Origin of the sequence: Streptomyces sp. G45, assembly GCF_049542095.1 — a bacterium.
GTDB lineage: Bacteria > Actinomycetota > Actinomycetes > Streptomycetales > Streptomycetaceae > Streptomyces.
On record NZ_JBMUZU010000001.1, the window covers coordinates 468896 to 494399 of the forward strand.

Consider the following 25504-nt stretch of genomic DNA (forward strand, 5'->3'; position numbering starts at 1 on the left):
AGGCCTCCAGGGCCTTGGCGAACGTCGAGGGCTTGGCGCGCTCGCCGCCGGTCCACACTTCGGGGACGCCCGCGAGGCACGACACGTCCTCCTCCACCAGGACGTTGAACAGGCCGGTGGTCAGGAAGACCGAGGTGATGCCCTCGTCGGCGACCAGCTGGGCGAGGGACTTCGCGCTCAGCCGCCCCGGCGGCGCGATGACCACGCGGCCGCCGCGCAGCAGCGGCACCCACAGCTCGTACACCGACGGGTCGAACGTCAGCGGGGTGTGGCACAGGACGCGGTCGCGGGTGGTGGCGGTCAGCGTGCGGTCGGCGGTGAAGGCGACGACGTCGCGGTGGGTGATGCCGACGCCCTTGGGCGCGCCGGTGGAGCCGGACGTGTACATCACGTACGCCAGCTGGTGCGGGTGCGGCCGGTGGCCCGGGGTCGGCGCGGTGCCGGGCAGGTCCGTGGTGTCCCGGGCGTCCTCGGTGTCCCGGGCGATGTCCCGTACGTCGACGACGGGGCAGGGCAGGTCGGGCAGGGGGGCGCCGTCGGTGAGCACCAGGGCGGGCTCGGCGTCGTCGGTGAGGAGGCGGATCCGCTCGGCGGGCTGGGCGGGGTCGACGGGCAGATAGGCGCCGCCCGCCCGTACCACCGCGAGGATCGCCTCCACGTAACGCGGCGACCGCTCCATGGCGACCGCCACCACCGACTCCGGGCCGATGCCGCGCCCGGTCAGGGCCTGCGCCAGCCGTTCCGTGCGGGCCCGCAGGTCGCGGTAGGTGATCCGCTCGGTGCCGTGGACGACGGCGACGGCGTCCGGGGCGAGCGCGGCCTGCCGGTCGAACAGCTCGGGGAGCGAGGCGTCGGGGACCGTGGCCGTGGGGGCGCCGGTCTCCGTCGCTGCCTGGGGGGCGGCAGGGGCGACCAGGTCGCGCAGGGGGCGGTCGGGGTCGGCCATCGCGGCGGCGGCGATGTCCTGGAACAGGTCGACGAGGCGGCGCATGGAGGCGGCGTCGAAGAGGTCGACCGCGTACTCCAGGAAGGCCTCCATCGGGCCGCCCTCCTGGTCGAACACGCCGATGGTCAGGTCGCACTTGGCGGTGCCGGGGGCGATCCCGGCGACGTCGGCGGCGTCGTGGGACACGGTCGTGCCGGGCAGCTCCTCGTCGGGGGCGGCGTTGTTCTGGTGCGTGTACGCCACGCTGAAGATCGGGTGCCGGGACGGGTCGCGGCGGCCGCCCAGCTCGGCGACGATCTTCCCGAACGGGATCTCCTCGTGGTCGAGGACGCCCGTGACGGTCGTCGCGCAGCGCCGCACCAGGTCGCGGAAGGAGTTCTCCGGGTCGACGCGGGTCCTGAACGGCAGGACGTTGTTGAAGTAGCCGATCAGGCCGTGCGTCGCGGGGTTCGTCCGGCCGGAGGTCGCCGCGCCGATCACCACGTCGCGGTGCCCGGCCCACAGGTGCAGCAGGGAGTCGATGACGGCGAGCATGGTGACGAACGTCGTCACGTTCTCCCGTGTGCTGAACGCGCGCAGACCGGCCGCGAGGTCCGGGTGGACCTCGAACTTCACCAGGTCCCCCACGTAGGACTGGGCCAGCGGGCGCGGCCGGTCCAGGGGCAGCTCCGCGGGGGTCAGGTCGCGCAGTTCGGCGCGCCAGAACTCCATGCCGCGCGCCATGCGGGGGCCCTCCAGCCAGGACCGCTGCCAGGCCGCGTAGTCCGCGTACTGGACGGGCAGGTCCGGCAGGTGGTGCGGCCGCCCCTCGCGCCGGGCCGCGTACAGCTCCGCCATCTCATGGAAGAAGATGTTCTGCACCCAGCCGTCGAAGACGATGTGGTGCCAGGAGTACTGCACGGTGTGCACGTCGTCCGCGACGCGGAAGACCGCCGTGCGGAACAGCGGCCCCGTGGCCAGGTCGAACGGCCTGGTCGCGGCGGCCTCGACGGTCCGGGCCAGGTCCGCCTCCGGCAGCCCGCGCACGTCGGTGACCGTCAGCTCCGGTTCGGTGAGGTCCGCGAGGGCGTACGGGGCACCGTCGTCGTCGAGGATGCGGGTGCGCAGGATCTCGTGCCGCTCGATCAGGTCGCGCAGGGCGTCCCGGAACGCGTCGAGGTCGAGCGGGCCGTGGTAGCGGGCCCCGGCCGGGATGTTGTAGAGCGGGCTGTCCGGGTTGAGCTGCTCCAGGTACCAGAGCTGCTCCTGGTTGTACGACAGCGGCAACCGGCCCCCGCGCGGGATCACGGGGATGGTCCAGTCGTCCGCGTCGGGCGTGCCCCGGGCGGACTCGACGAGGGCCGCGAGTTCGCGGACCGTCGGGCACCGGTAGAGGTCGGCGAAGGTCAGGTGCACCCCGAAGCGCCGCTCGACCTCCCGCAGCACCGAGATCCCGGCGATCGACGTGCCGCCCAGTTCGAAGTAGTTGGCGTCCGGGCCCACCTCGTCGGACTTCAGGACCTGCCGCCACACGTCGGCGATGCCCTCCTCCGCCGCCCCCGCGTCCAGCTGGGGCACGGAGGCCTCCGTGCCGGTGTCCGGGACCGCGGGGGCGGGGCCGCCCGGCGGCAGGCACCAGCACGACACCTCCTCGAACGGGTACGTCGGCGCCTCGACGCGGGACAGGCGGCGCCCCGCGTAGAAGCGGTCCCACTCGATGTCCACGCCCAGCGCGTACAGCTCCCCCAGCGCCCGCAGCACGCCCTCGCGCGACGGCTCGGCGAACATCCGCACCACCGGCAGCTCCGGCGCCACGCGCCGGATGGCCCGCGACAGGGCGCCGTCGGCGCCCAGTTCCACCATGACGGCGCCCTGCTCCGCGAAGTCCGCGACGGCCCGCCGCAGGCCCGCCTCGTTCACCTCGTCGGTGAGGGGCACGTCGAAGGAGTCCACGTGCTGGCCCCGCACCTGCCGGACCGCGAGGTTGCCCACGCCGGAGCCCACCAAGTGCAGTTCGCGCACGCCGAGCGAGCGCACCAGGGCGTACGCGGCGCCGAGCCGGTCGGCGAGCCGCTCGCCCGCCGGGCCGCTCCCGCCCGCACCGGCGAGGTCCGGGAACGACGTGGCGAGGCGGTCCCAGGTGGTGTCGCCCAGTTCGCCGTCGCCGGAGAACAGCAGCACGGCCTTCGCCGAGCGGGCCGTCTCGGGCAGGCGGGCCTTCCGCAGCGTCGCGGCCAGCTCCCGGGTGTCCCGGGCGACACCGGCCCACCGGTAGGGGTGGTCGTCGCGGCCCCGGTTGAGGACGTGCGCGACGGCGGCCAGGCCGTGCTCGGTCCGGTCGAGGAACGCGGCGACGCGGGCCGCCGAGGTGGCGAGCGCGGACGCCGACTTCGCCGACAGGGTGACCAGCTCACCGACGGGTTCGTGCCCGTCGCTGGCGGCGCGGCCGTCCGGGGGCTGCTCGATGACCGCGTGGACGTTGGTGCCCGTCAGGCCGAACGAGCTGAGCCCGGCGCGGCGGACGTCCGACGACGGCTCCCACGGCGTGACCGCCGTCTCCACCCGGATCGGCCCGGACAGGTCGATCAGCGGGTTCGGCGCGCGGAAGTTGGCGCTCGGGTACCGCACCCCGTGCCGCAGCCCGGCGAGCACCTTGAACAGGCCCGCCATGCCCGCGGCCTGGTCGAGGTGGCCGACGTTGCCCTTGACGCCGCCGATCCGGCACGGACCGGTGAGGCCCGCCTCGGCGAACGCCAGGCGCAGGCCGTCGGCCTCCACGACGTCGCCCAGCGGCGTGGCCGAGCCGTGGCACTCGACGAGGTCGATCGCGTCGGCACCGGCCTGCCGCCACGCCGCCGCGATCGCCTCGGCCTGCCCGGACGCGCTCGGCGCGCCCATGTTGGTCGCCCGGAAACCGTTGTGGTTGACGGCGATGCCGGTGAGCACCCCGTGGATGTGGTCGCCGTCGGCGAGCGCGTCGGACAGCCGCTTGAGCAGCACCAGGCCGCCGCCCTCGCCGACGGCCGTGCCGTTGGCGTCGGCGTCGAAGGGGCGGCACACGGCGTCCGGCGACTCCAGGCCCCTGATCGGCTCGTGCCCCCGTCGGGCCACCGGTACGGCGAAGACGTTCACGCCGCCCGCGACCGCGAGGTCGGCCCGCCCGGCGCGCAGGCCCTCCACGGCCGTGGCGAGCGCGGTGAGGCTGCCGCTGCACGCGGTGTCCACCATCGTCGTGGGGCCGGTGAAGTCGAAGGAGTAGGACAGGCGCGCGGCCGTCGCCGACGGCAGGGAGCCGAGGATCTGCTGCGGGTCGTCCTCCTCGTACAGGTCGGCGTAGCCGGGTGTGGGTGCGCTGAGGACGACGGCGGTGCGGGTGCCGCGCAGCGCCGCCGGGGCGTAGCCCGCGTTCTCGATGGCGCGGTGGGCGAGTTGGAGGGCGATGCGCTGGTGCGGGTCCATCAGTTCCGCTTCCCGCCGCGAGAGCCCGAAGAAGCGGTGGTCGAACAGGTCGACGCGGTCCAGGTACCCCATGGGCACGTACTCGACGTCGGCGGACGCCCCGGTGTGGTGGACGCGGTCCCGGTCCGGCGGGCGCACGCTGACGCGGCCCGCGGCGAGGTTGTCGTGCAGGGCGTCCAGGTCGTGGGCGTCCGGCAGCGCGAGCGCCACGCCGATGATGGCCACGGCCTCCTGGTCAGTGCGCGTCACGGCTGGTCCCTCCGGTCTCGGTCGGCTGCGCCGGTGTCGTCGGTCCGCCGCTGGTCCTGGCCGGGTGCGCGGGCGCCGGGTAGCGGTGGAAGCCCTGGCCGCTCTTGCGGCCCAGATGGCCGTCGGCGACCAGTTGGCGCAGCTTCTCGCAGGGCTGGAAGCGCGGGTCGCCGGTGCATTCGAGCAGGACGTCCAGGGTGTCGACGATGGTGTCGAGGCCGATGAGGTCGCCGGTGGCGAGGGGGCCCATGGTGTGGCCGAAGCAGTCCTGGAAGATGCGGTCCACGGCGGCCGGGTCGGCGGTGCCCTGCTGCACCACGGTGGCGGCCTCGTTGACCGTGAGCATCAGCACCCGGTTGGAGACGAACCCGGGGGCGTCGTTGACGACGATGCCCTTCTTGCCGAGGTCGGCGAGCAGGGCGAGCGTGGTGTCGAGGGTGGCGTCGCTGGTGCGCGGGCCGCGGATGACCTCGACGGTGTCCTTCAGGGGCGCCGGGTTCATGAAGTGCGTGCCGATCACCTGCCCGGCGCGGCCCGTGTGCGCGGCGAGCCGGTCGACGGGGATCGCCGAGGTCACCGTCGCGAACACCGCCGGGGGCGGGCAGATCTCGTCGAGTTCGCGGAACAGCCGCTCCTTGAGCGGGATGCGCTCCGGCGCGCAGTCGAGGACGAACCGCGCGGAGGCCAGGTCGGCCAGGCTCGTGGTCCAGGTCACGGCCTCCAGGGCCTGCCGCAGGGGCACGGCGGCGGGGGCCTTGCGGAACATCGTGGCCAGCCGGATGCCGTCGCGCAGCCGGGCCGGGGCGCTGGCGAGCGCGGCCTGCTCGGGGTCGACGGCCACCACGCGGTGCCCGGCCTCGGCGAGGCACTGGGCGATGCCGACGCCCATCGTTCCGGCGCCGACCACGCCGATGGCGCCGGTCGCGGCGCTGTCCTGGTGCATGGGGGTCTCCGTGTTCACGTCGTGCGCGGGGTGCGCGCGGTTCGCCTCGGGGCTGGCGTCCGGCGTGTCGTACGCGCGGGTCGTGTCGTACGCGCCGGGCGTGTCGGGCGTGTCAGGCGTGTCGGGCGCGCGGTTCGCCGCGCGCGCGTCCTCGTCCGGGGCGGTGCGGGGGCCGGTCACGCCGTGACCACCCGCACCGGGTGCGTGCGGGCGGGCGGCGGGGCGGCCGGGTCGATGGCCAGGGTCATGCGGTCGCCGGTGTTCTCGACCACCGCGAAGCCGCCGAAGCGGAGCGTGACCAGCATCTGCCGGTTGACGTCGGTGGGCACGAACTCCGCGACGGGACGGCGGCCCCCGGCGAGGGTCTCGGCGACGATGTGGTCGATGAGCACCGCGCCCACGCCGCGCGACATGACCCGGCAGGACATCAGCAGCAGTTCGAGGACGGTGGCGTCGTCGCGCAGCGCGGTGACCGCGAGGCCGATGGTGCCGTAGGAGCCGAAGCGGTCCTCCAGGCTGGCGACGATCACCTCGTGGCCGGGGTCCGCGCACAGCCGCCGCAGTTCCTCCAGGCCGAAGGTGCGGCCGGTGGTGTTCAACTGGTGGGTGCGCACGGTCAGTTCGTGTGCGCGGGCGAGGTCGGCCTCGCTGGCGCGCCGGACGGTGAGGACCAGGTCGAGCGAGGCGAGGAACTCCGCGGGCGGACCGGTGTGTTCGGTCTCCGCGGCCTTGCGCCGCCGTTCCGTGCGGTAGAGCTGGCGCCGCTGGGCGGACTCGTCGGTGACGAAGCGCGGGGTGAACTCCGCGCGTCCGGCGAGCCGTTCGGCCTCGGTGGCGGGGTAGCAGCGCACGGACGGCAGGGCGGCGGCCACCTCGGCCCGCTCGACGGCGTCGTTGTCGATGAACGCGACCGTGTCGAGGCCGATGTTCAGCTCGGTGGCGATCCGCTCGACGGCCGCGGACTTGGCGCCCCAGCCCACTTCGAGGACGGTGAACAGGTCGGTGAGCCCGTGCTCCGCCAGGTGGGCCGCGGCGACGTCGTACTCGCCCCGGCTGGCCACCGCGTGCAGGATGCCCCGCTGGTCCAGGTCGTGCAAGGCGCGCACGGCGGCCGCGAAGGGCACGGGCGCGTCGCCTTCGAGGACAACGCCGTCCCACAGGGTGTCGTCGAGGTCCCAGACCAGGCACTTGACGGTCGGTGCCGCGCCCTCGTCCGACGCGGTCGGTGCCGCGCCCTCGTCCGGCGCGGACATCGCGTCCCGCTGTCCGCTGGCTCCCGCGCTCATCGCGGTCCCTCCTCTCGCTCGGGCCGCCGCGCGCCGGGCCGGTAGCCGTGGGCGCGCAGCAGGTGGTCGGCGATGTGCAGTTCGGACACCTGCGCCGAGCCCTCGATGATCTCCATGACCTTGGCGTCCCGGTAGCAGCGGCCGACCGGGCTGTCCGGGGCGCAGCCCGCCGCGCCGAGGATCTGTACGGCGCTGTCGGCCACGGCGGTGGCGGCGCGCGCCGCCGCGTACTTGGCGGCGACGGTCTCCGCGATGCCGTCCGGGTCGCCCGCCGCGCGCAGCCGGGTGGCGCGTCGGCACAGCTCGCGGGCGGCCCTGCTGTCCACCGCGGCGCGGCCGAGCAGCGCGCGCACGAGCTGGTGCTCGGCGAGGACGGTGCCGCCCTGGACGCGCCGCGCGGCGTGCGCGGCGGCCGCGTCCAGGCAGGCCTCGGCCATGCCGACGCAGCCCCAGGCCACCGTGAACCGCCCGTGGTCGAGGGCGGTGGCCGCCACGTGGGACAGGCCGAACCCGGGCGGCGCCACGGCGTTGTCGCGCTCCACCCGCACCCGGTCGAACGTGACGTGCGCGAGCTGCGCGGCGCGCATGCCGAGCTGGCCGCGCACCGGCTCGCGGCGGACGCCGGGCCGGTCGCCCTCCACGAGCAGCGCGGCCGGGCGCCCGCCCGCGCTGCCGAGGACCAGGAACACGTCCGCGACCTCGCCGAAGGTGATCCAGCGCTTCTCGCCGGTGACCGTGTATCCGTCGCCGTCCTCCTCGACGGCGGTGGTGACCGCGGCCAGGTCGCTGCCCGCCCCGGCCTCCGTCGCGGCGAACCCGGCGATCAGTTCGCCGCTGGCCAGGGCGGGCAGCCACCGCTCGCGCTGCGCCGCGGTGCCCCAGCGCAGCAGCGCCGCGCCGACCATGCTCTGTACGGTGACCAGGCCGCGCAGCGCGCTGCACACGCCGCCGATCCGGGCGCACGCCTCGCCGAGTTGGGCGGGTGTGGCGCCGAGGCCGCCGTGGGACACCGGCAGGTCCGCGCCGAGGAGTCCGGCCCGCGCCGCCGCGTGCCGCACCTCGGCGGGCAGGGCGCCCCGCGCGTCCCAGTCCGCGGCGTCCTCGCGCACGGAGTCGGCGAACCGCGCCCCCAGGGCGGCGAGGTCGGGGGCGTCGGCGGGGGCGGTGCCGCTCACGCCGCCGCGCCCGGGCCCTGGGCCTTGGCCAGGACGAAGTCCCGGAGCCTGCCGAGGGTGCGGAAGTTGTCCAGGTCGAGGTCGTCGACGGCGACCTCGATGCCGTACCGCTGCTCGACGAAGTTCACCAGCTCCATCGCGAACAGGGAGTTGACGAGGCCGAGCGCGAAGTAGTCCTCGTCCGGGCCCAGTTCCCGCCCCAGGTTCCGGGTCAGGTAGGCGCTCAGCTCCTCGGTCACGTCCGCCTCGGCGACCGTGTCCGTCTGGTTCGGTGTGTCCATGCGGGCCCTGCTCCTCACGAAGGTGCGTTACGAAGGGTGCTGATGCGAAGGGTGCTGATGCGAAGGGTGGGTGGTGACCGGCGGTCGCCGGTCGTGGTCACAGGTAGTAGGTCGCGGGGGCGCCGTCGCCGATCTGCACGAGCAGCAGGCTCCAGGCGGCCACCGGGCTGGCGCTGAGCAGCACCGCGTACTGCCCGTCGCCGAGGGTGTCGCGGTCGAGTTCCGCGCGCAGGTTGAGCAGCACGTCGTTGGGGCCGAGGTGGCCGTACTGGCGCAGGTTCTCCCGGCACACGGTGCCGATCTCGACGCCGAGGGCCTCCTCGGTGAACTCGAAGGCGCCCAGGGACAGGTTGTGGCTGAGGTAGCGGGTCACGTCCCGTGGGGTGAGGCCGTTGCGGTCGAGCAGCCGCCGGTGCAGGTCGCGCAGCCGGTTGCGGGTCTCCACGGCCAGTTTGAAGGAGTAGGAGGGGATGTCGCGGCACTCCTCGCGCCACTCGGCGGTGGGCCGGTCCCGGTAGTCGACGCGGAACAGGTCCCAGTGGGCGCCGTTGGTCTCCTGCACGATGTCGACGATCCGCACCCGGCCCCGGCGGGAGACCACCGCGGCGGCCCCGCCGTCGCCGCTGACGGTCACCGGGTGCCGGTAGCGCAGCGGGGTCGGCGGCTTGCTGCCGTGCGCGACCAGGACGTGCTCCAGGTCGTCGTCGGCGGCGAGCAGGCCGCGCGCGGTGAGCAGCGCCGGGGTCAGGGAGACGCAGCCGAGGCCGCCCAGGGAGAACGTCAGCGCGCGGTCCGCGCCGAGCAGCGCCTGGAGCCGGGTGGCCGACGACGTCATCAGCTCCTCGGGGGCGCGGGCGTCGACGAGGACGAGGGCGTCCACCTCGTCGGCGGTCAGGCCCGCGTCGGCGAGCGCCGCGCGGGCGGCGCGCGCGGCGAGGTCGAAGGCGCTCTGGGAGTCGTCGGCGCGGACCTCGTCGATGCCGAGCCGCGCGCACGTCTCCTGTTCGCCCGCGTCGAGGGCGGCCAGGCCCGGCAGCTTCGCGACGGGCAGGACGCCGTCGGGCTGGTAGCAGGAGATCGCCTTGAGGGCCGTCACCGCGGGCATTCAACGGCTCCCGTCGGTACAGAGGGCGGAACAGGGGGCGGGACAGAGGGCGGGACACGGGGCCGGACACGGGGCGAGCGCCTGGGCCGGGCGGTCCCGGTCGGCGCGGGCCGCCCCGGTGGCCGCCGCGGCGTCCCGGCCTCGGTGGCTCGGGTGCGTCATAGCTCGTACTCCTTCTCGTCGGTGGTCGCGCCATCGGGCCGGTCGTCGACGAGGCGGGCCATCGCCTCGACCGTGGTGTGCTCGAACAGGGCGTTCAGGGGCACTTGGCGCTGGCCGAGCGCGGCCAGGCGGCGGCTCAGCGTGAGCAGGGACAGGGAGGTGCCGCCCGCTTCGAAGAACTTCTCGTCCACGCCGACGTCGTCCCGGCCGAGCAGTTCGGCCCAGATCGCGGCGACCGCGCGCTCGGTGTCCGTGCGCGGCCGCGTCGGCGCGGCCCCGCCGTCGGCGTCCGGGCCGGGCGCCGGGGACGGCAGGGCGCGGCGGTCCACCTTGCCGTGAGCGGTGAGGGGGAAGGCGTCGAGGGTGACGAAGGCGGCGGGGAGCATGTACGGGGGCACACGCCGCGCCAGGTGGGCGCGCAGCTCGGCGGGGGTGGGGGCCGCGCCGCCGCCCGCCGGGGAGCCCACGGCGCGGGTGTCACCGCCGGAGCCCGCGGCCTGGCCGTCCGCCACGTCTTCGTTGGCCGCCGCCGGGACCACGTAGGCCACCAGCTGCCGTCCACCGGCGCTTCCGGGGGCCTCGCGGGCGACCACGGCCGCCCGGTCCACGCCCGGATGCGCCGTCAGGGCCGCCTCGACCTCGCCGGGTTCGACCCGGAAGCCGCGGACCTTCACCTGTTCGTCGGCGCGCGCCTTGAACACCAGCTCTCCGTCCGCCGTCCAGGACACGACGTCCCCGGTCCGGTACATGCGGGCGCCGGGCGGGCCGGACGGGCAGGCCACGAACCGCTCCGCGGTGGTGGCGGGCCGCCGGTCGTAGCCGCGGGCCAGGCCCGTGCCCGCGAGGTACAGCTCGCCCTCGACGCCCGGTGGCACGGGCCGCAGCAGGTCGTCGAGGACGTAGGCCCGGGTGTTGTCCATCGGCCGCCCGATGGGCACCGCCGCGCCGACCCGCTCGGCGTCGGCGATCCGGTGGCAGGCGGCGAACACCGTCGCCTCGGTGGGCCCGTACCCGTTGACGACGGTGGTTCCCGGGCAGGCCCGCAGGACGCGGGCCACCGCCTCGGGGGACGCCGCCTCTCCGCAGGTCATCGCCTCGCGCACACCGGTGAAGGTCTCGGGGCGCTCCGCGGCGACCACGTTGAAGAGACCGGCGGTCATGCACACCGCGGTGACCCGGTGCTCCGCGACGAGCGTGGCGTAGGTGTCGACGTCGAGCTTCCCCTGGGGGGCCAGCACGACGGTGCCGCCGCCGAGCAGAGGCACCCACATCTCGTAGCCCGCCACGTCGAACGTGGTCGCCCCGTGCAGCAGCACCCGTTCGTGGGCGCCGCCCGCCCAGCCGCGGTCCGCCACCAGGTCGACGACGGCCCGGTGGCTGACCCCGGTGCCCTTGGGCACCCCGGTGGAGCCGGAGGTGTAGATGACGTACGCGAGCCGGTCCGGCCGTCCGTCGTCGGGCGGGTTGTCGGCCGGTTCCGCGGCGACGGCGGCGGCGGTGGCCGGGTCGTCCAGGACGAGGCGCGGGCAGCCGGTGTCGGGCACGTCGGCCGTGACGCCGGAGGTCGTCACGAGGAGCGCCGGGCGGGCGTCGCGCAGCATCGCCTCCAGGCGCCGCGCCGGGTCCTCGGGGGCCAGCGGCACGTACAGGCCCCCGGCCTTCAGCACGGCCAGGACCGTGACCAGGTACTCCGGCGACCGGGGCACGGCCACGGCGACGGGTGACTCGCGCCCCACGCCGCGCCGCGCCAGGGCGCGGGCCAGCCGGTTGGCGCGGGCGTTCAGCTCCCGGTAGGTGAGGGTGTCGGCGCCCCGCACCAGCGCGACGGCGTCCGGTGCCTGGGCGGTGCGCCGCTCGAAGAGGGCGGGGACCGTCGTGTGCGGGGTGGGGGCGGCGGTGTCGTTGGCGTCGCGCAGCAGGTCGCGCTCGGCGGGCGTCAGCGCGTCCACGGCGTGCAGCCGCGCCCGCGGGTGCCGTGCCAGCTCCCCCACGAGGCGGGCGAACCGGTCGGCGAGGGCTTCGACGGTGGCGCGGTCGAACAGGTCGGTGGCGTACTCGACGAGCCCGGTGAGCCCGTGTCCGGCGCGCCGCCGCTCGGGGGCGGCCTCCTCGACCTGGAAGAGCAGGTCGAACTTGGCGGTGCTGGTGGTGACCGGTTCCGTGGTGGCCCGCACTCCGTCCAGTTCGAGGTCGGCGAGGGCCTTCTGCCAGAAGAACGCCACCTGGAACAGCGGGTGGTGGGCGGTGGACCGCTCGGGGTTGAGCGCTTCGACGAGCCGCTCGAAGGGCAGGTCCTGGCGGTCGTAGGCGTTCACGGCCTTGTCCCGCACCTGCCGGACCAGGGCGTCGAAGGTCGGGTTCGCCGACAGGTCGGCCCGCAGCACCCAGGTGTTGACGAAGAAGCCCACCACGTCCGTGAGGGCGTCGTCGGTGCGCGCGGCGACGGGCGAGCCGATGGGCAGGTCGTCGCCGCAGCCCATGAGGTGCAGCAGCACCGCGAGCGCGGACTGGAGCACCATCGGCACGGTGGCGCCCTGGGCGCGGGCCAGGTCCTCGACGGCGGTCAGCGTGTCGGCGTCGAGGGTGAAGCCGACGAGGTCGCCGCGGTGGCTGGCCACGGGCGGGCGCGGCCGGTCCAGCGGCAGCCGCAGCGGCTGCGGCACGCCGTCCAACTCCCGGCGCCAGTACGCCAGATGGGTGGCGAGCAGGCTCTCGGGGTCGTTCTCGTCGCCGAGCAGGCGGCGCTGCCAGAGCGTGTAGTCGGTGTACCGCACGGGCAGTTCGCGCCAGCGCGGCGGGGCGCCGCGGCGCCGCGCGGCGTAGGCGGTGGCGAGGTCGCGGGTCAGGGGCGCGAGGGATTCGCCGTCGGCGGCGATGTGGTGCAGCAGGAGCAGCAGGACGTGTTCGTCGGGGCCGCAGCGCAGCAGGCGGGCCCGCACCGGGAGGTCCGCCGTCAGGTCGAAGCGGCGGCTGACCTCCTGGGACACCGTGGCGGTCACGGCGTCGGAGGCGACGTCGTCCACGGGGACGTCGACGACGACGTCCTGCTCCGGTACGACGACCTGGGCCGTGGCGCCTTGCTCGTCGGTGACGAACAGAGTGCGCAGGCTCTCGTGCCGCACCACGACGTCCCGTACCGCCGAGGCCAGCGCGGCCACGTCCAGGTCGCCGCGCAGCCGGGTCACGAGCGGCAGGTGGTACGTCGGCAGCGGCTCCAGTTCGTCGAGGAACTTCAGGCGCTGCTGGGCGTAGGACAGCGGTGTCCGCTCGGGCCGCGGCTCGGCCCGGCGCAGTGCCGGGCGCGCCGTCCGCCGCTGCGTGGCGGTGCGTTCGGCGAGGCCCGCCACGGTGGGTGCCTCGAAGACCGCCGCGATCGGCAGGTCCACGCCGAGCACCGCGCGCACCCGGTTCACCAGGCGGGTGGCGAGCAGCGAGTGTCCGCCCAGGTCGAAGAAGCCGTCGTCGACGCCGACGCCGTCGACGCCCAGGACCTCGGCGAAGAGCTGGCACAGCGCCTCTTCCCGGGGGGTGCGCGGCGCCCGGTACGCGGTGGTGGCGAGGGTGTCGGGGCTGGGGAGGGCCTGCTGGTCGAGCTTGCCGTGGGGGACAGCGGCAGCCGGTCGAGGGGGACGAAGGCCGACGGGACCATGTACGCGGGCAGCCGCCCGGCGACGAAGGCCCGCAGCTCGGCGAGGTCGGGCGCGGCCTCGCCGGACCCGTCGGCGGGGACGACGTACGCGGTCAGCCGACGGGCCGCGGCGGGGCCTTGGGCCACGACGGCGGCCTGGGCGATCCGCGGGTGGGCGGTGAGGGCGGCGTGGACCTCGCCGGGTTCGACGCGGTATCCGCGGATCTTCACCTGGTCGTCGGCGCGCCCCCGGTACTCCAGTTCGCCGCGGGTGTTCCAGCGGGCCAGGTCGCCGGTGCGGTACATGCGCGCTCCGGGCGGGCCGAAGGGGTCCGGCACGTAGCGCTCGGCGGTCAGGTCCGGGCGGCCGTGGTAGCCGCGGCTGACGGCGCCCGCCACGTACAGCTCGCCGACGGCGCCGTCGGCGAGCGGGGCCAGGGCGGGGCCGAGGACGTAGGCGCGCATGTTGCCCAGCGGGGTGCCGATGGGGGCGCTGCCGGAGCCGTCCGGCGGCTCCTCGTCCGCCGTGTGCGTCGTCGCGTAGAACGACTCGGTCTGGCCGTAGGCGTTGACGACCCGCACGCCCGGCAGGGCCGCGCGGGCGCGGGTCACGAGGTCCGCGGGCAGGGCCTCACCGGCGAAGACCAGGGTGGTGGGGCGGGCGCGGTCGCCGAGCCCGTCGACGAGTTCGGCGAACGCGGACGGCACCGAGCTGATGATGTCCACGGCCCAGTCGTCGCGTTCGGCCAGGGCCAGGACGTCGCGCACGATCTCGACGCACCCGCCGGTGGTGAGCGTGGCGAACAGTTCGAAGGCGGCGACGTCGAAGCTGACGGAGGTGCTGCTCAACATCCGCCGCCCCGGGGCGAGTCCGACGCGCCGGACCAGGCTGTCCAGGCCGTTGACGACGTTGGCGTGGGTGACGGCCACGCCCTTGGGGCGCCCGGTGGAGCCCGAGGTGTAGATCACGTACGCCAGGTGCTGCGGGCCCGGCGCGACCGGGGTGGCGTCGCGGCCCCAGGCGTCGGCGGTGTCGGCCTCGTCGACGAGGAGCGCCGGGGTGGCCGTGTCCGGCAGCTCGCGGAGGGTCGGGGTGTCGGTGAGCAGCAGGCGGGGCGCGGCGTCGGCCAGGACGTGGCCGAGGCGGGCGCCCGGGTGGCTCGGGTCGATCGGCAGGTACGCGCCGCCCGCCTTCAGGATGCCGAGGACGCCCACGACCAGGTCGGCGGTGCGCGGCAGCGCGAGGGCCACCAGGGTCTCCGGGCCCACGCCGTGCCCGGCGAGGGCCCTTGCGAGGCGGTCGCTGCGGGCGTCGAGGTCGGCGTACGTGTGAGTGGTGCCGCCGCACACCACGGCGGGCGCGTCCGGTGTCCGTGCGGCCTGCCGCGCGAACAGCGCCGGTACCGTCGCGTCCGGCACGGCCGTGTCGGTGGCGTTGCGCGCGTACAGCGCCCGGTCCCGCTCCTCGGGGGTCAGGGCCTGGACCGCGCTCACCAACGTCTCGGTGCTGGCGGCGAGTTGGGTGAGGACGCTCTGGAAGCGGTCCGCGAGGCTCCGGACCGTGGTGGCGCCGAGCGCGGTCCGCTGGTGCTGGAGCGTCAGGCGCAGCTGGGGGTCGGCGGAGGCCACGAGGGTCAGCGGGTAGTGCGTGCCGGTCAGCGCGCGGATGCCGGTGACCTCGATGCCCGCCGCCGCGTTCGCCTCGCCGAAGCCGGTCCGGTCGACCGGGTACGACTCGAAGGCGACGAGCGTGTCGAAGAGCACGCTGGTGCCGGTGGCCCGGTGAATCTCGGTGAGGCCGTAGTGGTGGTGGTCGAGCATTGCCGCCTGGCGGTCCTGGAGGGCGGTGAGGACCTGGGCGAGGGTGTCGCCGGGCCCGCACCGCACCCGCACCGGCAGGGTGTTGATGAATGTGCCCGCCATCGCGTCGGCGCCCGGCACGGCGGCCGGGCGGCCGGACACCGTGGCGCCGAACACCACGTCGTCCCGGCCCGTCAGTCCGCCGATGAGCAACGCCCAGGCGGCCTGCACCAGGGTGTTCACGGTGACGCCCGCCTCGGCGGCCCGCGCGGTGAGGGCGCGGGACAGGTCCGCGGAGACGTCCACGTCGGCCTGGCCGAAGCCCTCGGCTTCGGGGTCGGCGTCGGTCGCGGCCAGCGCGGGGGCGAGCAGTGTGGGCTCGGTGACGCCCGCCAGTTCCTTGGCCCATGCCTGGGCCGCCGCTTCCTGGTCCTGCCCGGCCAGCCAGGTCAGGAAGTCCCGGTACCGGGGCGCCTCCGGGAGTGCGGCGGCGTCGCCCTGGGCCCCGTACAGCCGTAGCAGGTCCTGGACGAGGATCGGCAGCGACCAGCCGTCGAACAGCAGGTGGTGGGCGGTCACGACCAGTTCGAAGCGCTCGGGGGCACGCTTGAGGAGGGCCATGCGCAGCAGGGGCGGCACGGTCACGTCGAACTGGTCGCGCAGGTCCTCGGTGAGGAAGGCCTCGAAGGCCGCGTCCGCCGACTCCGCCGCCTCGGTGAGGTCGGCTTCGCGCCACGGCAGGTGGACTCCGTCCGTCACGACCTGTACGAAGCGTCCGTCGTCGGCGGCGACGAAGGCTGCCCGCAGGCTCGCGTGCCGGTCGAGGAGCGCTTGGGCGGCGGCCCGCATGCGTGCGGCTGCGACGGGGCCGTGCAGGTGCAGGGTGAACTGGACGAGGTAGGCGTCGTGTCCGGCGTCGGCGTAGAGGGTGTGAAAGAGCAGGCCGGACTGGAGCGGGGTCAGCGGCCAGATCTCGGTAAGGCCCAGGTAGCGGCGCTCCCAAGTGTCGATGTCGCGCTGGCCAACCGGGACCAGCGGCACGTCGGAGGGGGTGAGCCCGCCCGCGTCGGGGGCGGTGGCGTGGCGGGCGAGGCCGTCAAGCGCGGCGGCCCACAGGTCCGCGATCTCCCGCACGTGGTCGCGGGAGACGGCACCGGTGGCGAACTCGAACTCGGCGTCCAGGCACGGCCCGTGCGCGCTGTCGACGACCATCGAGTTGATCTGGAGCGCGGTGAGCGCGGGCATGTCGTCGGCGGCCTCCCCGGTCGGTTCGCCGAGGTCGGCGACCTGCGTGAAGCCGAGTCCGCGCTGCTCTTCAGGCATGTCGGTGGGGGAGAAGCGGCCCAGGTAGTTGAAGCCGATCTGGCCGGTGGGGTGGGCGCGCAGGGCGGGGGCGGTGTGCGGGTTGAGTTCGCGCAGCAGGCCGTAGCCGATGCCGTCGTCGGGCACGGAGAGGAGTTGTTCCTTGACGGCCTTGACCGCGCTGCCCGCTGCCGGGCCGCCGTCGAAGGCCTCGTCGAGTACGCAGCCGGACACGTCCAGGCGTACCGGGTAGAGGCTGGTGAACCAGCCGACCGTACGCGACAGGTCGGCTCCCGGTATCGCCGCTTCCGCGCGCCCGTGGCCTTCGAGGCTCACGAGGAGCGGGGCGCCTCACGGCCGTGGGCCTGGCGCCAGCGGGCGACGGCGAGGGCGAGGCCGGTGAGGAGCCCGTCGTGGACGCCGCAGCGGAAGGCGGCGGGCAGGGCCGTCAGAAGGGCCTCGGTGACCGACGGGGACAGCCGGAGGCGCACGGTGTCCACGGTGGCACGCACGTCCACCGCAGGGTCGAAGCGGCGGGCGCCGAGCGCCGGGTCCGGCCCGTCCACGATGGCGAGCCACCGGGGCAGTTCGGCTGTTCTGTGCTGCCTGTGGGCTTCGGTGGTCAGGGCGTGGGTCCAGCGCCGGTAGGAGGTGCCGACCTCGGGCAGGACAGGGGTGCGGCCCGTGCTGAGGGCGCTCCAGGCCGCCGCGAGGTCGGGGAGCAGGACGCGCCAGGACACGCCGTCGACCACCAGGTGGTGCAGCACGATCAGGAGCCGTCCGGCGCCCCCGGCCGGGCCCGGGTCGAACCAGACGAAGCGGGCCATCACCCCGGCCGCCGGGTCGAGCAGGGCTGTCGCGGCGGCCCTCTCGGCCACCACCACTCGCTGCCATGCGTCACCCCACGGGCCGCCGTCCCGGGCGAAGTCCGGCCCGCAGTCCACCCGGTGCAGCAGCCCGGCCGTGTCCACCGAGCCCGGGGGCGCGACGAGCAGGTCACTGCTGTCGGGTGTCAGTCGTGCGCGGAGGACGTCGTGGTGGTCGACGACCGCGTCCAGGGTGGCCAGGAGTCCGGCCCGGTCGATGCCCTCGGGCAGGTCGACGACGACGGCCATGGCGAAGTGGGCGATGTCACCGCCGCGTTCGCGTACGAAGCGTGCGACGGGCGGCAGCGGCAGCGTGCCCACGCCACCGCCGTCGAGTTCGTCCAGGGCCGGGGTGCCTGCTCCCTCGCGCTGCCCGGTGCTCGCGTGCCGGGCCAGCTCCGCCACCGTCCGGTACTGGAAGACCTGCCGGGCGCTGACTTCCACCCCCCGCCCCCGGGCCCGCGAGACCACCTGTAGCGAGCGGATGCTGTCCCCGCCCACGGCGAAGAAGTCCTCGTCGACGCCGACTTGGTCCACGCCCAGCACCTCGGCGTACACGTCCGTGAGGATCCGCTCCTGCGGGGACCGGGGCGCCCGATACACCCCGCCGACGGTTTCCGGCTCCGGCAGGGCGGCCCGGTCCACCTTCCCCTGCGCCGTCAACGGCAACGCGTCCACCAGCACAAACGCCGCCGGGACCATGAACTCCGGCAACCGCTCCGCCACGAACCGCCGCAACTCCCCAGCCGAGACCCCCACATGGAAGTCGATGTCCCCGCCCCCCGCGATACCGCCCTCACCCACCCGCACCACATACGCCACCAACCGCCTGCCCCCCACCCCCTCCCGCGCCACCACCACCGCCTGCGCCACCCCCGGATGCCCGGTCAGGACCGCCTCCACCTCACCCGGCTCGATCCGAAACCCCCGGATCTTCACCTGCTCATCCACCCGCCCCTGAAAGACCAGCCCCCCATCCCCCGACCAGGCCACCACATCCCCCGTGCGGTACATCCGCTCGCCCGCTCCCCCGAACGGACAGGCCACGAACCGCTCCGCACTCAGCCCCGCACGCCCCACATACCCCCGCGCCAGCCGGTCCCCGGCCACATACAACTCCCCGGCCACCCCCACCGGCACCGGCCGCAACACCCCATCCAGCACAAACAGCCGCACCCCGCCCAACGGCCCCCCGACCGGCACCACCGCACCGACCTCACCCGCCTCCCGCACCGGATGCGCCGCCACCGCCACCGTCGCCTCCGTCGGCCCATACGCGTTGACGACAGTCACACCCGGACAAGCGGCCAGCACCCGCCGCACGGCACCCGACGGGACGACGTCTCCGCCCGCCCACACCTCGCGGACACCCCGGAACACCTCAGGGCGCTCGTCCGCGACCATGCGGAACAGGCCCGCCGTCATCACCAGCCCGGTGACCCCGTAGTCGGCGAGCACCGCCGCCAGGTCCGCGGGGGCGAGGGGTCCCGACGGGGCGACGACGATCGTGCCGCCGCGCAGCAGCGGCACCCACACCTCGTACGTCGACGCGTCGAAGGCCTGCGTGGAGTGCATCAGCACCCGCTCGTGACTGCCCCCCGCGAAGCGCCGGTCGAGCGCGAACCGCACCACGCCACGGTGTGTCACCCCCACGCCCTTCGGCGTCCCCGTGGACCCGGAGGTGTGCATCACATACGCCAGGTGCAGCGGCGACAGTGGAGCCAGGCGGTCGGTGTCGTCGAGGTCGGAGTCGTCCCCGGTGCCCAGGTCCAGGCCGTCGAGCAGCACCTCGTTGAGGCCGTGCTCGGGCAGCGCGCCGCGCGTCGCCGTGTCCGTCACCAGCAGGGCCGGGTCGGCGTCCGCCAGGACGAAGCCCACCCGGGCGCTGGGATAGCGGGGGTCGATGGGCACATAGCCCGCACCGGCCTTCAGGACGCCGAGCAGCGCGACGACGAGGTCCGTGGAGTGCGGCAGCGCGACCGCCACGAGGGTGTCGGGGCCCACGCCGTGCCGCAGCAGCACGCGGGCGACACGGTTGGCGCGCGCGTTCAGCTCCGCGTACGTCACGGTGTCCGCGCCGTGGATGACCGCGATGGCGTCCGGCGCGGCGGCGGTCCGCTCTTCGAAGAGGGCGGGCAGCGTCAGGTCCGGTGTGGTGACATCGGTGTCGTTGAAGGTGTGCAGCAGCCGGTGCCGCTCGCCGGGTTCCAGTACGTCGACGGTGGCGAGCCGCGTCCGCGGGGCCGCCGTCAGGTTCCGTACGAGCCGTACGTAGCGCCGGGCCAGGGCCTCGGCGGTGGTCCGGTCGAACAGGTCGGTGGCGTACTCGACACCGCCCACGACCCCTTCGGGGGTGTCGGCCAGCGTGAACGCGAGGTCGAACTTCGCGGTCTGCGTCGCCACCAGGCGGAACACCGACCGCAGCCCCGGCGCGTCGAAGACCTGACGGTCCGTTGCGTGCCAGCCGAACATCACCTGGAACAACGGGTGGCAGGCCGTGGACCGCTCCGGGTTCAGCTCCTCGACCAGCCGCTCGAAGGGCACGTCCTGGTGGTCGTAGGCGGCCACGGCCTTGTCCCGCACCTGCCGCACCACCTCCTCGAACGACGGATCGCCCGACAGGTCCGCCCGCAGCACCCAGGTGTTCACGAAGAACCCCACCAGGTCCCGCAGTTCCTCGTCGCGCCGACCGGCGATCGGCGCGCCCACGGTCAGGTCGTCGGCGCCGCTCAAGAGGTGGAGCAGCACCGTGAGGGCGGACTGCAGGACCATGGGGACGGTGGCGCCCTGCGCCCGCGCGACCTCCTCGACGGCCGCGACGACGTCGGCGTCAAGGGTGAAGGGAACGGTGTCGCCCTGGTAGCTGGCCACGGGCGGCCGGGGCCGGTCCAGGGGCAGCGGCAGCGGCTGCCGCACGTCGCGCAACTCCTCGCGCCAGTAGTCGAGTTGCGTGGCGCTCAGGCTTTCCGGGTCGTTCTCGTCGCCGAGCAGGTGGCGTTGCCAGAGCGTGTAGTCGGCGTACTGGACGGGGAGTTCGCCCCACTGCGGTGGCTCGCCGTCGAGGCGGGCGGTGTAGGCGGCGGTCAGGTCGCGGGCCAGCGGGCGCATCGACTCGCCGTCCGCCGCGATGTGGTGGATCAGCAGCACCAGGACGTGGTCCTCGGGCCCCCGGCGCAACAGCCGGGCGCGTACGGGCAGCTCGGCTGACAGGTCGAACCGGTACGCGGCCTCCTCCGCGACAGCGGCCGCCACCGCGTCCGGCGCCACCTCCCGCACCGGCACCTCCAGCCCGACCTCACCCCCCGCCACGACGACCTGCGCCGCGACACCCCGGCCATCGGCCACATACAGCGTGCGCAGACTCTCGTGCCGCACCACGACATCCCGCACCGCCGCCGCCAGCGCGGACACCTCCAACCGGCCGCCCAACTCCAGCGTGTACACCAGGTTGTACGTCGCCGAAGGACCCTCATACCCGTACAAGAACCACAACCGCTGCTGAGCGAACGACAACGGCACCCGCCCCGGCCGCACCCCCACACGCCGCAGCGCCGGACGCGCCGGAGCGGACCGGGTGGCGACGTACTCGGCGAGACCCGCCACCGTCGGCGCCTCGAACACCGCCCCGATCGGCACGTCGACGCCCAGGACCGCGCGGATCCGGTTCACCAGGCGCGTGACGAGCAGGGAGTGGCCGCCCAGGTCGAGGAAGCCGTCGTCGACGCCGACGCTGTCGACGCCGAGGACCTCGGCGAACAGGGCGCACAGGGTCTCCTCGCGCGCGGTGCGCGGGGCCCGTCCCGTGCCCGTCCCGGTGCGGTCGGGCACGGGCAGCGCGCGCCGGTCGACCTTGCCGTTGGCGTTCAGCGGTATCGCGGTGAGGGGGACGACGAGGGACGGCACCATGGGGGCGGGCAGCCGCTCGGCGACGAACGCGCGCAGCTCGCGGGAGGAGGGCGCGGTGGTACCCGGCTCGGGCACCACATAGCCGATGAGGCGGCGGTCGCCGTCGCGCTCGTCGCTCACGGCGACGGCCCGGGCCACGTCCGGGTGCTCGCTCAACGCGGCCTGCACCTCGCCGAGTTCGACGCGGTGGCCACGGATCTTGACCTGGTCGTCGGCCCGCCCGTGGAAGACGAGCTGCCCGTCGTGGCGCCGAGTGACGACATCGCCGGTGCGGTACATGCGGCTGCCGGGCTCCCCGTGGGGGCAGGCGACGAAGCGTTCGGCGGTCAGGCCGGGACGGCCCAGGTAGCCGCGCGCCAGCGAGTCGCCCGCCAGGTACAGGTCGCCGGGCACTCCCGTGGGCACGGGGCGCAGCGCGTCGTCGAGGACGTGCAGGCGGGTGTGGACGACGGGGCGGCCGATGGGCGGGGTGCGGCCGTCGGCGGCCAGCGGGTCGCTGAACGTCACGAACACCGTGGCCTCGGTGGGGCCGTAGGCGTTGACCATCGCGCGCCCCGGCGCCCAGGCGGTCACCAGGTCGGGGCCCGCCGCGTCGCCGCCGACCACCAGGTGGGTCACGGTGGGCAGCGAGCCGACGGGCAGCGTGGCGAGCACGGCGGGCGGCACGAAGGCGTGCGTGACCCGCCGCTCGGTGATCGTCCCGGTGAGGGGGGCGCCCGGCGTCAGGTCCTCCTGCGGGGCGAGGATGAGGGTGGCGTCGGTGAACAGGCCCATGCACAGCTCGTGCACCGAGGCGTCGAAGCTCGGCGACGCGAACTGGAGGACGCGGCTGTCGGCGGTCAGGTCGAGGCGCCTCAGCTGGGTCGCGACGAGCGCGGCGACACCGGAGTGGGTGACGGCCACGCCCTTGGGCCGCCCGGTCGACCCCGAGGTGTACATGACGTACGCAAGGTGGGCGACGCGCAGCGGGCCGCCGCGCTCGGCGTCGGTGAGCGGGCCGTCGCCGTGTCCAGTGAGCGCGGCGGTGACGTCCGGGTCGTCGAGGCGCAGCACGGGCACGGCCAGGTCGGGCAGCCGTGCGGCGGCGGTGGCGTCCGCCACGAGCAGCCGGGCTCCGGAGTCGGCCAGCACATAGCCGAGCCGGTCGGCGGGGTGGGACGCGTCCACCGGCAGGTAGACGCCTCCCGCCTTCATCACGGCGAGCATCGTCACGACCAGGTCGGGCGAGCGGCCGAGGGACACGGCCACCGCTGTCTGCGGCGACACGCCGCGCCGCAGCAGTTCGCGCGCGAGCCGGTTGGCGCGGGCGTCGACCTCCGCGTTCGTCAGCGCCGCGTCGCCGCATTCGAGCGTGACGGCGTCGGGCGCCAGGGCGGCCCGCCGCTCGAAGAGGCCGGGGAAGGTGTCCGGTTCGACGGGCTGGACGGTGTCCTGGTGTCCGTACGGCGTGGGGGCGCCGTGCGTGACCGGGGCCGTGGCCTCGGGGCCGTCCGGCAGGGACGCGCGCTCGGCGGGCGTGAGCAGGTCGAGGCGGGCCACGGTGGTGCCGGGGTCGGCGGCGATCTGCTGGAGGAGGTGCGCGAGCCGTTCCGCGATGTCGTGGGCGGCGGCGCGGCCGACGAGGTGCGGCCGGTACTGGAGCGTGACGCGGAGGTGCGGGGCGGTGGCGACGGTCACCGTGAGCGGGTAGTGGGTGCCGACGAACGGGCGGACGCCGGTGACGGAGAAGCCGCGTCCGTGCGGGTCGCCGGGCTCCACCGTGTGGTTCCCGGACGTCACCAGCGTGTCGAACAACTCGCCGGTGCCCGTGGCCCGGTGGATGTCGGCGAGGCCGCACGGGAGGCCGTGCAGCGCCTGCTGCTGGCGCATGCCGCGCAGGACGTCCGCGACGGTGTCGGCGGGCGCGAGGCGCACCCGCGCGGGAAGCGTGTTGACGAACAGCCCGGCCATCGTGTCGGCGCCCGCCACCTCACCCGGCCGCCCGGGCACGGTCACTCCGAAGACGACGTCCTGCCGACCGGTCAGGGCGCCGAGCAGCAGCGCCCAGGCGGCCTGCACGACGGTGTCCGGGGTGACGTCGAGGGCGTCCGCGCGCCGCGTCAGGGCGTCCGCGGTCTCCTCGGTCAGGGGCACGGCGACCTCGCCGAAGCCGTGGGGCTGGGGGGCCGTGCCTTCGGGATCAGGGGCCGTGTGTGCCGGGTGTGCCGTGTGTGTGGAGGCAGGGGTCGTGTGTGCGGAGGCAGGGGCCGTGTCCGTGGAGGCCGGAACCGGCTCCGCAGGGACAAGGGCCGTGTCTTCGGGGACGAGGGCCGCCGCGACGGGAGCGAGCAGCGTCGGTTCCGCCACCCCCGCCAGCTCCTGGGCCCACGCCTGGGCAGCGGCGTCCCGGTCCTGCGCGGTCAGCCACACCAGGAAGTCACGGTACTCGGGGGTCCCCGCGTGGCCGGGTGCCGCGGACGGATCGCCGCCGTCGACGCCCTCCACGTACAGGCGTCGCAGCTCTCGTACGAGAAGCGGCAGTGACGGCCCGTCGAACAGCGCTTGGTGAGCCGTCAGGACCAGTTCGTACCGCTCCTCGGCCGTCCGTGCCAGGGCCATGCGCAGCAGGGGCGGGGTGCCGGTGTCGAAGGGCCTGCCGAACTCCTCCGCCAGCAGCGCCTCGAAGGTGGGCGGGGCCATAGCCTCCGGCTCCGTCGCGTCAGCCGTCAAGTCCACCGCGCGCCACGGCAGTCGCACTCCCGCCACGACGGCCTGCACCAGGTCGCCGTCGGTGCCCGGCACGAACGCCACGCGCAGGTTCGCGTACCGGTCCAGCAGCGCCTGGCCTGCGGCGCGCATCCGCTCGGCCTCCACCGGGCCCCGCAGGTAAAGCACGAACTGCATGCGGTAGACGTCCCTGGCGGGGTCGTCCAGCAGGGCGTGGAAGACCAGCCCCGACTGGAGGGGCGTCAGCGGCCACACATCCGTGACGCCCGCCGCGAGGTCCGCGTGGCGCCGCTCCCACGCCTCCCTCTCGGACTCCCCCATGGGCACCAGAGGCGCGCCGAGCGCCCCGAGCGGCAGGCCGGGCTCGGCCACGGCCTGGCGTACGAGGCGCACGAACCGCTCCGCCAGCGCCTCCGTCGTCTGCCGTCCCGCTTCGGCGCGCTGATCGGCGGACGCGAGCACGCCGGTCGTCGTGGGGTGAGAGCGCCCGTCCAGGGTGCGGTGCGGGGTGAACGGCAGTGCCGGGGCGGCCTGTTCGCCCGCGTGCTGGTCCCCCAGGTGTCGGAGCAGGGCGGCGAACGTGGGGGCGTCCTGCCAGCGGTCGACCGGCAGGGCCGAGGAGTCGCTGATGTGCCATACGCGGCTCGCCGGGGCGCCGCCGGGGCGTGTGGGGTCGTCGGTGGCGCTGGCGGTCGCGGCGATGGGGAGCCCCAGGGTCAGACCGTCGCCCGGGCCTTGCTGGCGGAGGAACGTCGCGAAGGCCGCCTCCAGGACGCGGAGGGACGTGGTGCCGTACTCGGTCGCCAATTCCTCTATGGCGTCGAGGAGTTCACCATCGAGGGCGAACTCCGCCGAGTCGGCCGTGCCGGGAGTCGCCGCCGCCTCGTCCCCGGGGGTGCGGCCGTGCCGACGCGCCGTGTACGCCGCCTCCAGGTCCCGGACGAGCGCGGCCGCCGGAGCCGCGCCACCGCGGTCGCCGTCGTCGCCGCGCGGCACGGGGAGGCTCACCACGTACTCGTCGGTCCCGCGCCGGTCCACCCGGGCACCGCCGGCGCCTTCGCCGCCGGTGACGTCCCGGGCCGCCAACGCCAGGGCGTCCGCGTCGAGTTGGCCCTTCAGGCGCAGGACGAGCACGCCCTCCTGGTCCGGTGTCGCGACCTCGTGGCGCTCCGCGAACCGCACGCCGCGCCGCACCGAAGACAAAAGCACCATCTGGGTCCGCTCCTGTTTCCTCGCATACCGGAACGGACCCGCGCGGGATCCGCTCGCCCACCGTCCATGCGCGAAAGGAAAGGCAGCTTCCGCTCGCACCTCCTGCCAGAGCGGCCCCGGGACGCCGTGCCACCGCACCGGCACCGGCTTCCTCACCCGCACTGGCGTGTGATCACTCCCCGGGGAATGTCATCGCCATGCGGCGACCGCCCGGTAAGCGACCGCCGAGTAAACGATCAGGCAAGACCGCGATTCCATCAATACGAATCCTTGACGGCCGATGCTCGGACAGTCCGGCGGTGGCGCGGAAAACCGCAGGTCACGGGTGTGCCAGTCCGGCATTTCCGACGCCGTCACGGCGCGGCGACCCGCCAGGCACGGCGTCCCGTTGACATGACAGCGCAGCCCGCGCTCCGCACCGCATTGTCCGCTTGGCGGAGTTGGCCGCACTTCGGCGGCACTGCGCGCATCGGTCCCCAAAGGCCGCCTCCCGGACTGC

8 protein-coding genes and 1 pseudogene are annotated in these 25504 nt (G+C 74.9%); all 9 read right to left on the bottom strand.

What is annotated here, in order from left to right; translation table 11 throughout:
• Positions 1-7 precede the first annotated feature (7 nt).
• A pseudogene (locus ACOBQU_RS02085) lies at positions 8-4633 on the bottom strand (condensation domain-containing protein); the annotation flags it as partial.
• Positions 4620-5756 carry a 3-hydroxyacyl-CoA dehydrogenase family protein gene (locus ACOBQU_RS02090; RefSeq protein ID WP_423624052.1) on the bottom strand — a complete coding sequence of 379 codons (1137 nt, stop codon included), beginning with the start codon at positions 5754-5756 and terminating at the stop codon, positions 4620-4622. The gene ACOBQU_RS02090 and the pseudogene ACOBQU_RS02085, both read right to left, overlap by 14 nt.
• Positions 5753-6862, bottom strand: coding sequence for an HAD-IIIC family phosphatase (locus ACOBQU_RS02095; protein WP_423624053.1), 1110 nt, complete (start codon positions 6860-6862; stop codon positions 5753-5755). Before ACOBQU_RS02095 ends, ACOBQU_RS02090 begins: the two co-directional genes overlap by 4 nt.
• Positions 6859-8037: an acyl-CoA dehydrogenase family protein gene (locus tag ACOBQU_RS02100; RefSeq protein ID WP_423624054.1), complete on the bottom strand. Its 1179-nt coding sequence runs from the start codon at positions 8035-8037 to the stop codon at positions 6859-6861. Before ACOBQU_RS02100 ends, ACOBQU_RS02095 begins: the two co-directional genes overlap by 4 nt.
• Positions 8034-8318, bottom strand: a complete 285-nt coding sequence (locus ACOBQU_RS02105; protein ID WP_423624056.1) for an acyl carrier protein — start codon at positions 8316-8318, stop codon at positions 8034-8036. Before ACOBQU_RS02105 ends, ACOBQU_RS02100 begins: the two co-directional genes overlap by 4 nt.
• Before the next feature lie 97 nt (positions 8319-8415).
• Positions 8416-9423, bottom strand: coding sequence for a 3-oxoacyl-[acyl-carrier-protein] synthase III C-terminal domain-containing protein (locus ACOBQU_RS02110; protein WP_423624058.1), 1008 nt, complete (start codon positions 9421-9423; stop codon positions 8416-8418).
• A gap of 158 nt (positions 9424-9581) precedes the next feature.
• Entirely contained in the window at positions 9582-13097 is a 3516-nt protein-coding gene (locus tag ACOBQU_RS02115; RefSeq protein WP_423634202.1) for an amino acid adenylation domain-containing protein, read from the bottom strand.
• The gene (locus ACOBQU_RS02120; RefSeq protein ID WP_423624060.1) at positions 12995-16651 is read right to left on the bottom strand and encodes an amino acid adenylation domain-containing protein; all 3657 of its coding nucleotides are present in this window, start codon (positions 16649-16651) and stop codon (positions 12995-12997) included. The genes ACOBQU_RS02115 and ACOBQU_RS02120 overlap by 103 nt, the downstream gene beginning before the upstream one ends.
• A complete protein-coding gene (locus ACOBQU_RS02125) occupies positions 16648-25005 on the bottom strand; it encodes an amino acid adenylation domain-containing protein (RefSeq protein ID WP_423624062.1) in 8358 nt (2785 codons plus the stop codon). The genes ACOBQU_RS02120 and ACOBQU_RS02125 overlap by 4 nt, the downstream gene beginning before the upstream one ends.
• Between the last annotated feature and the right edge of the window lie 499 nt (positions 25006-25504).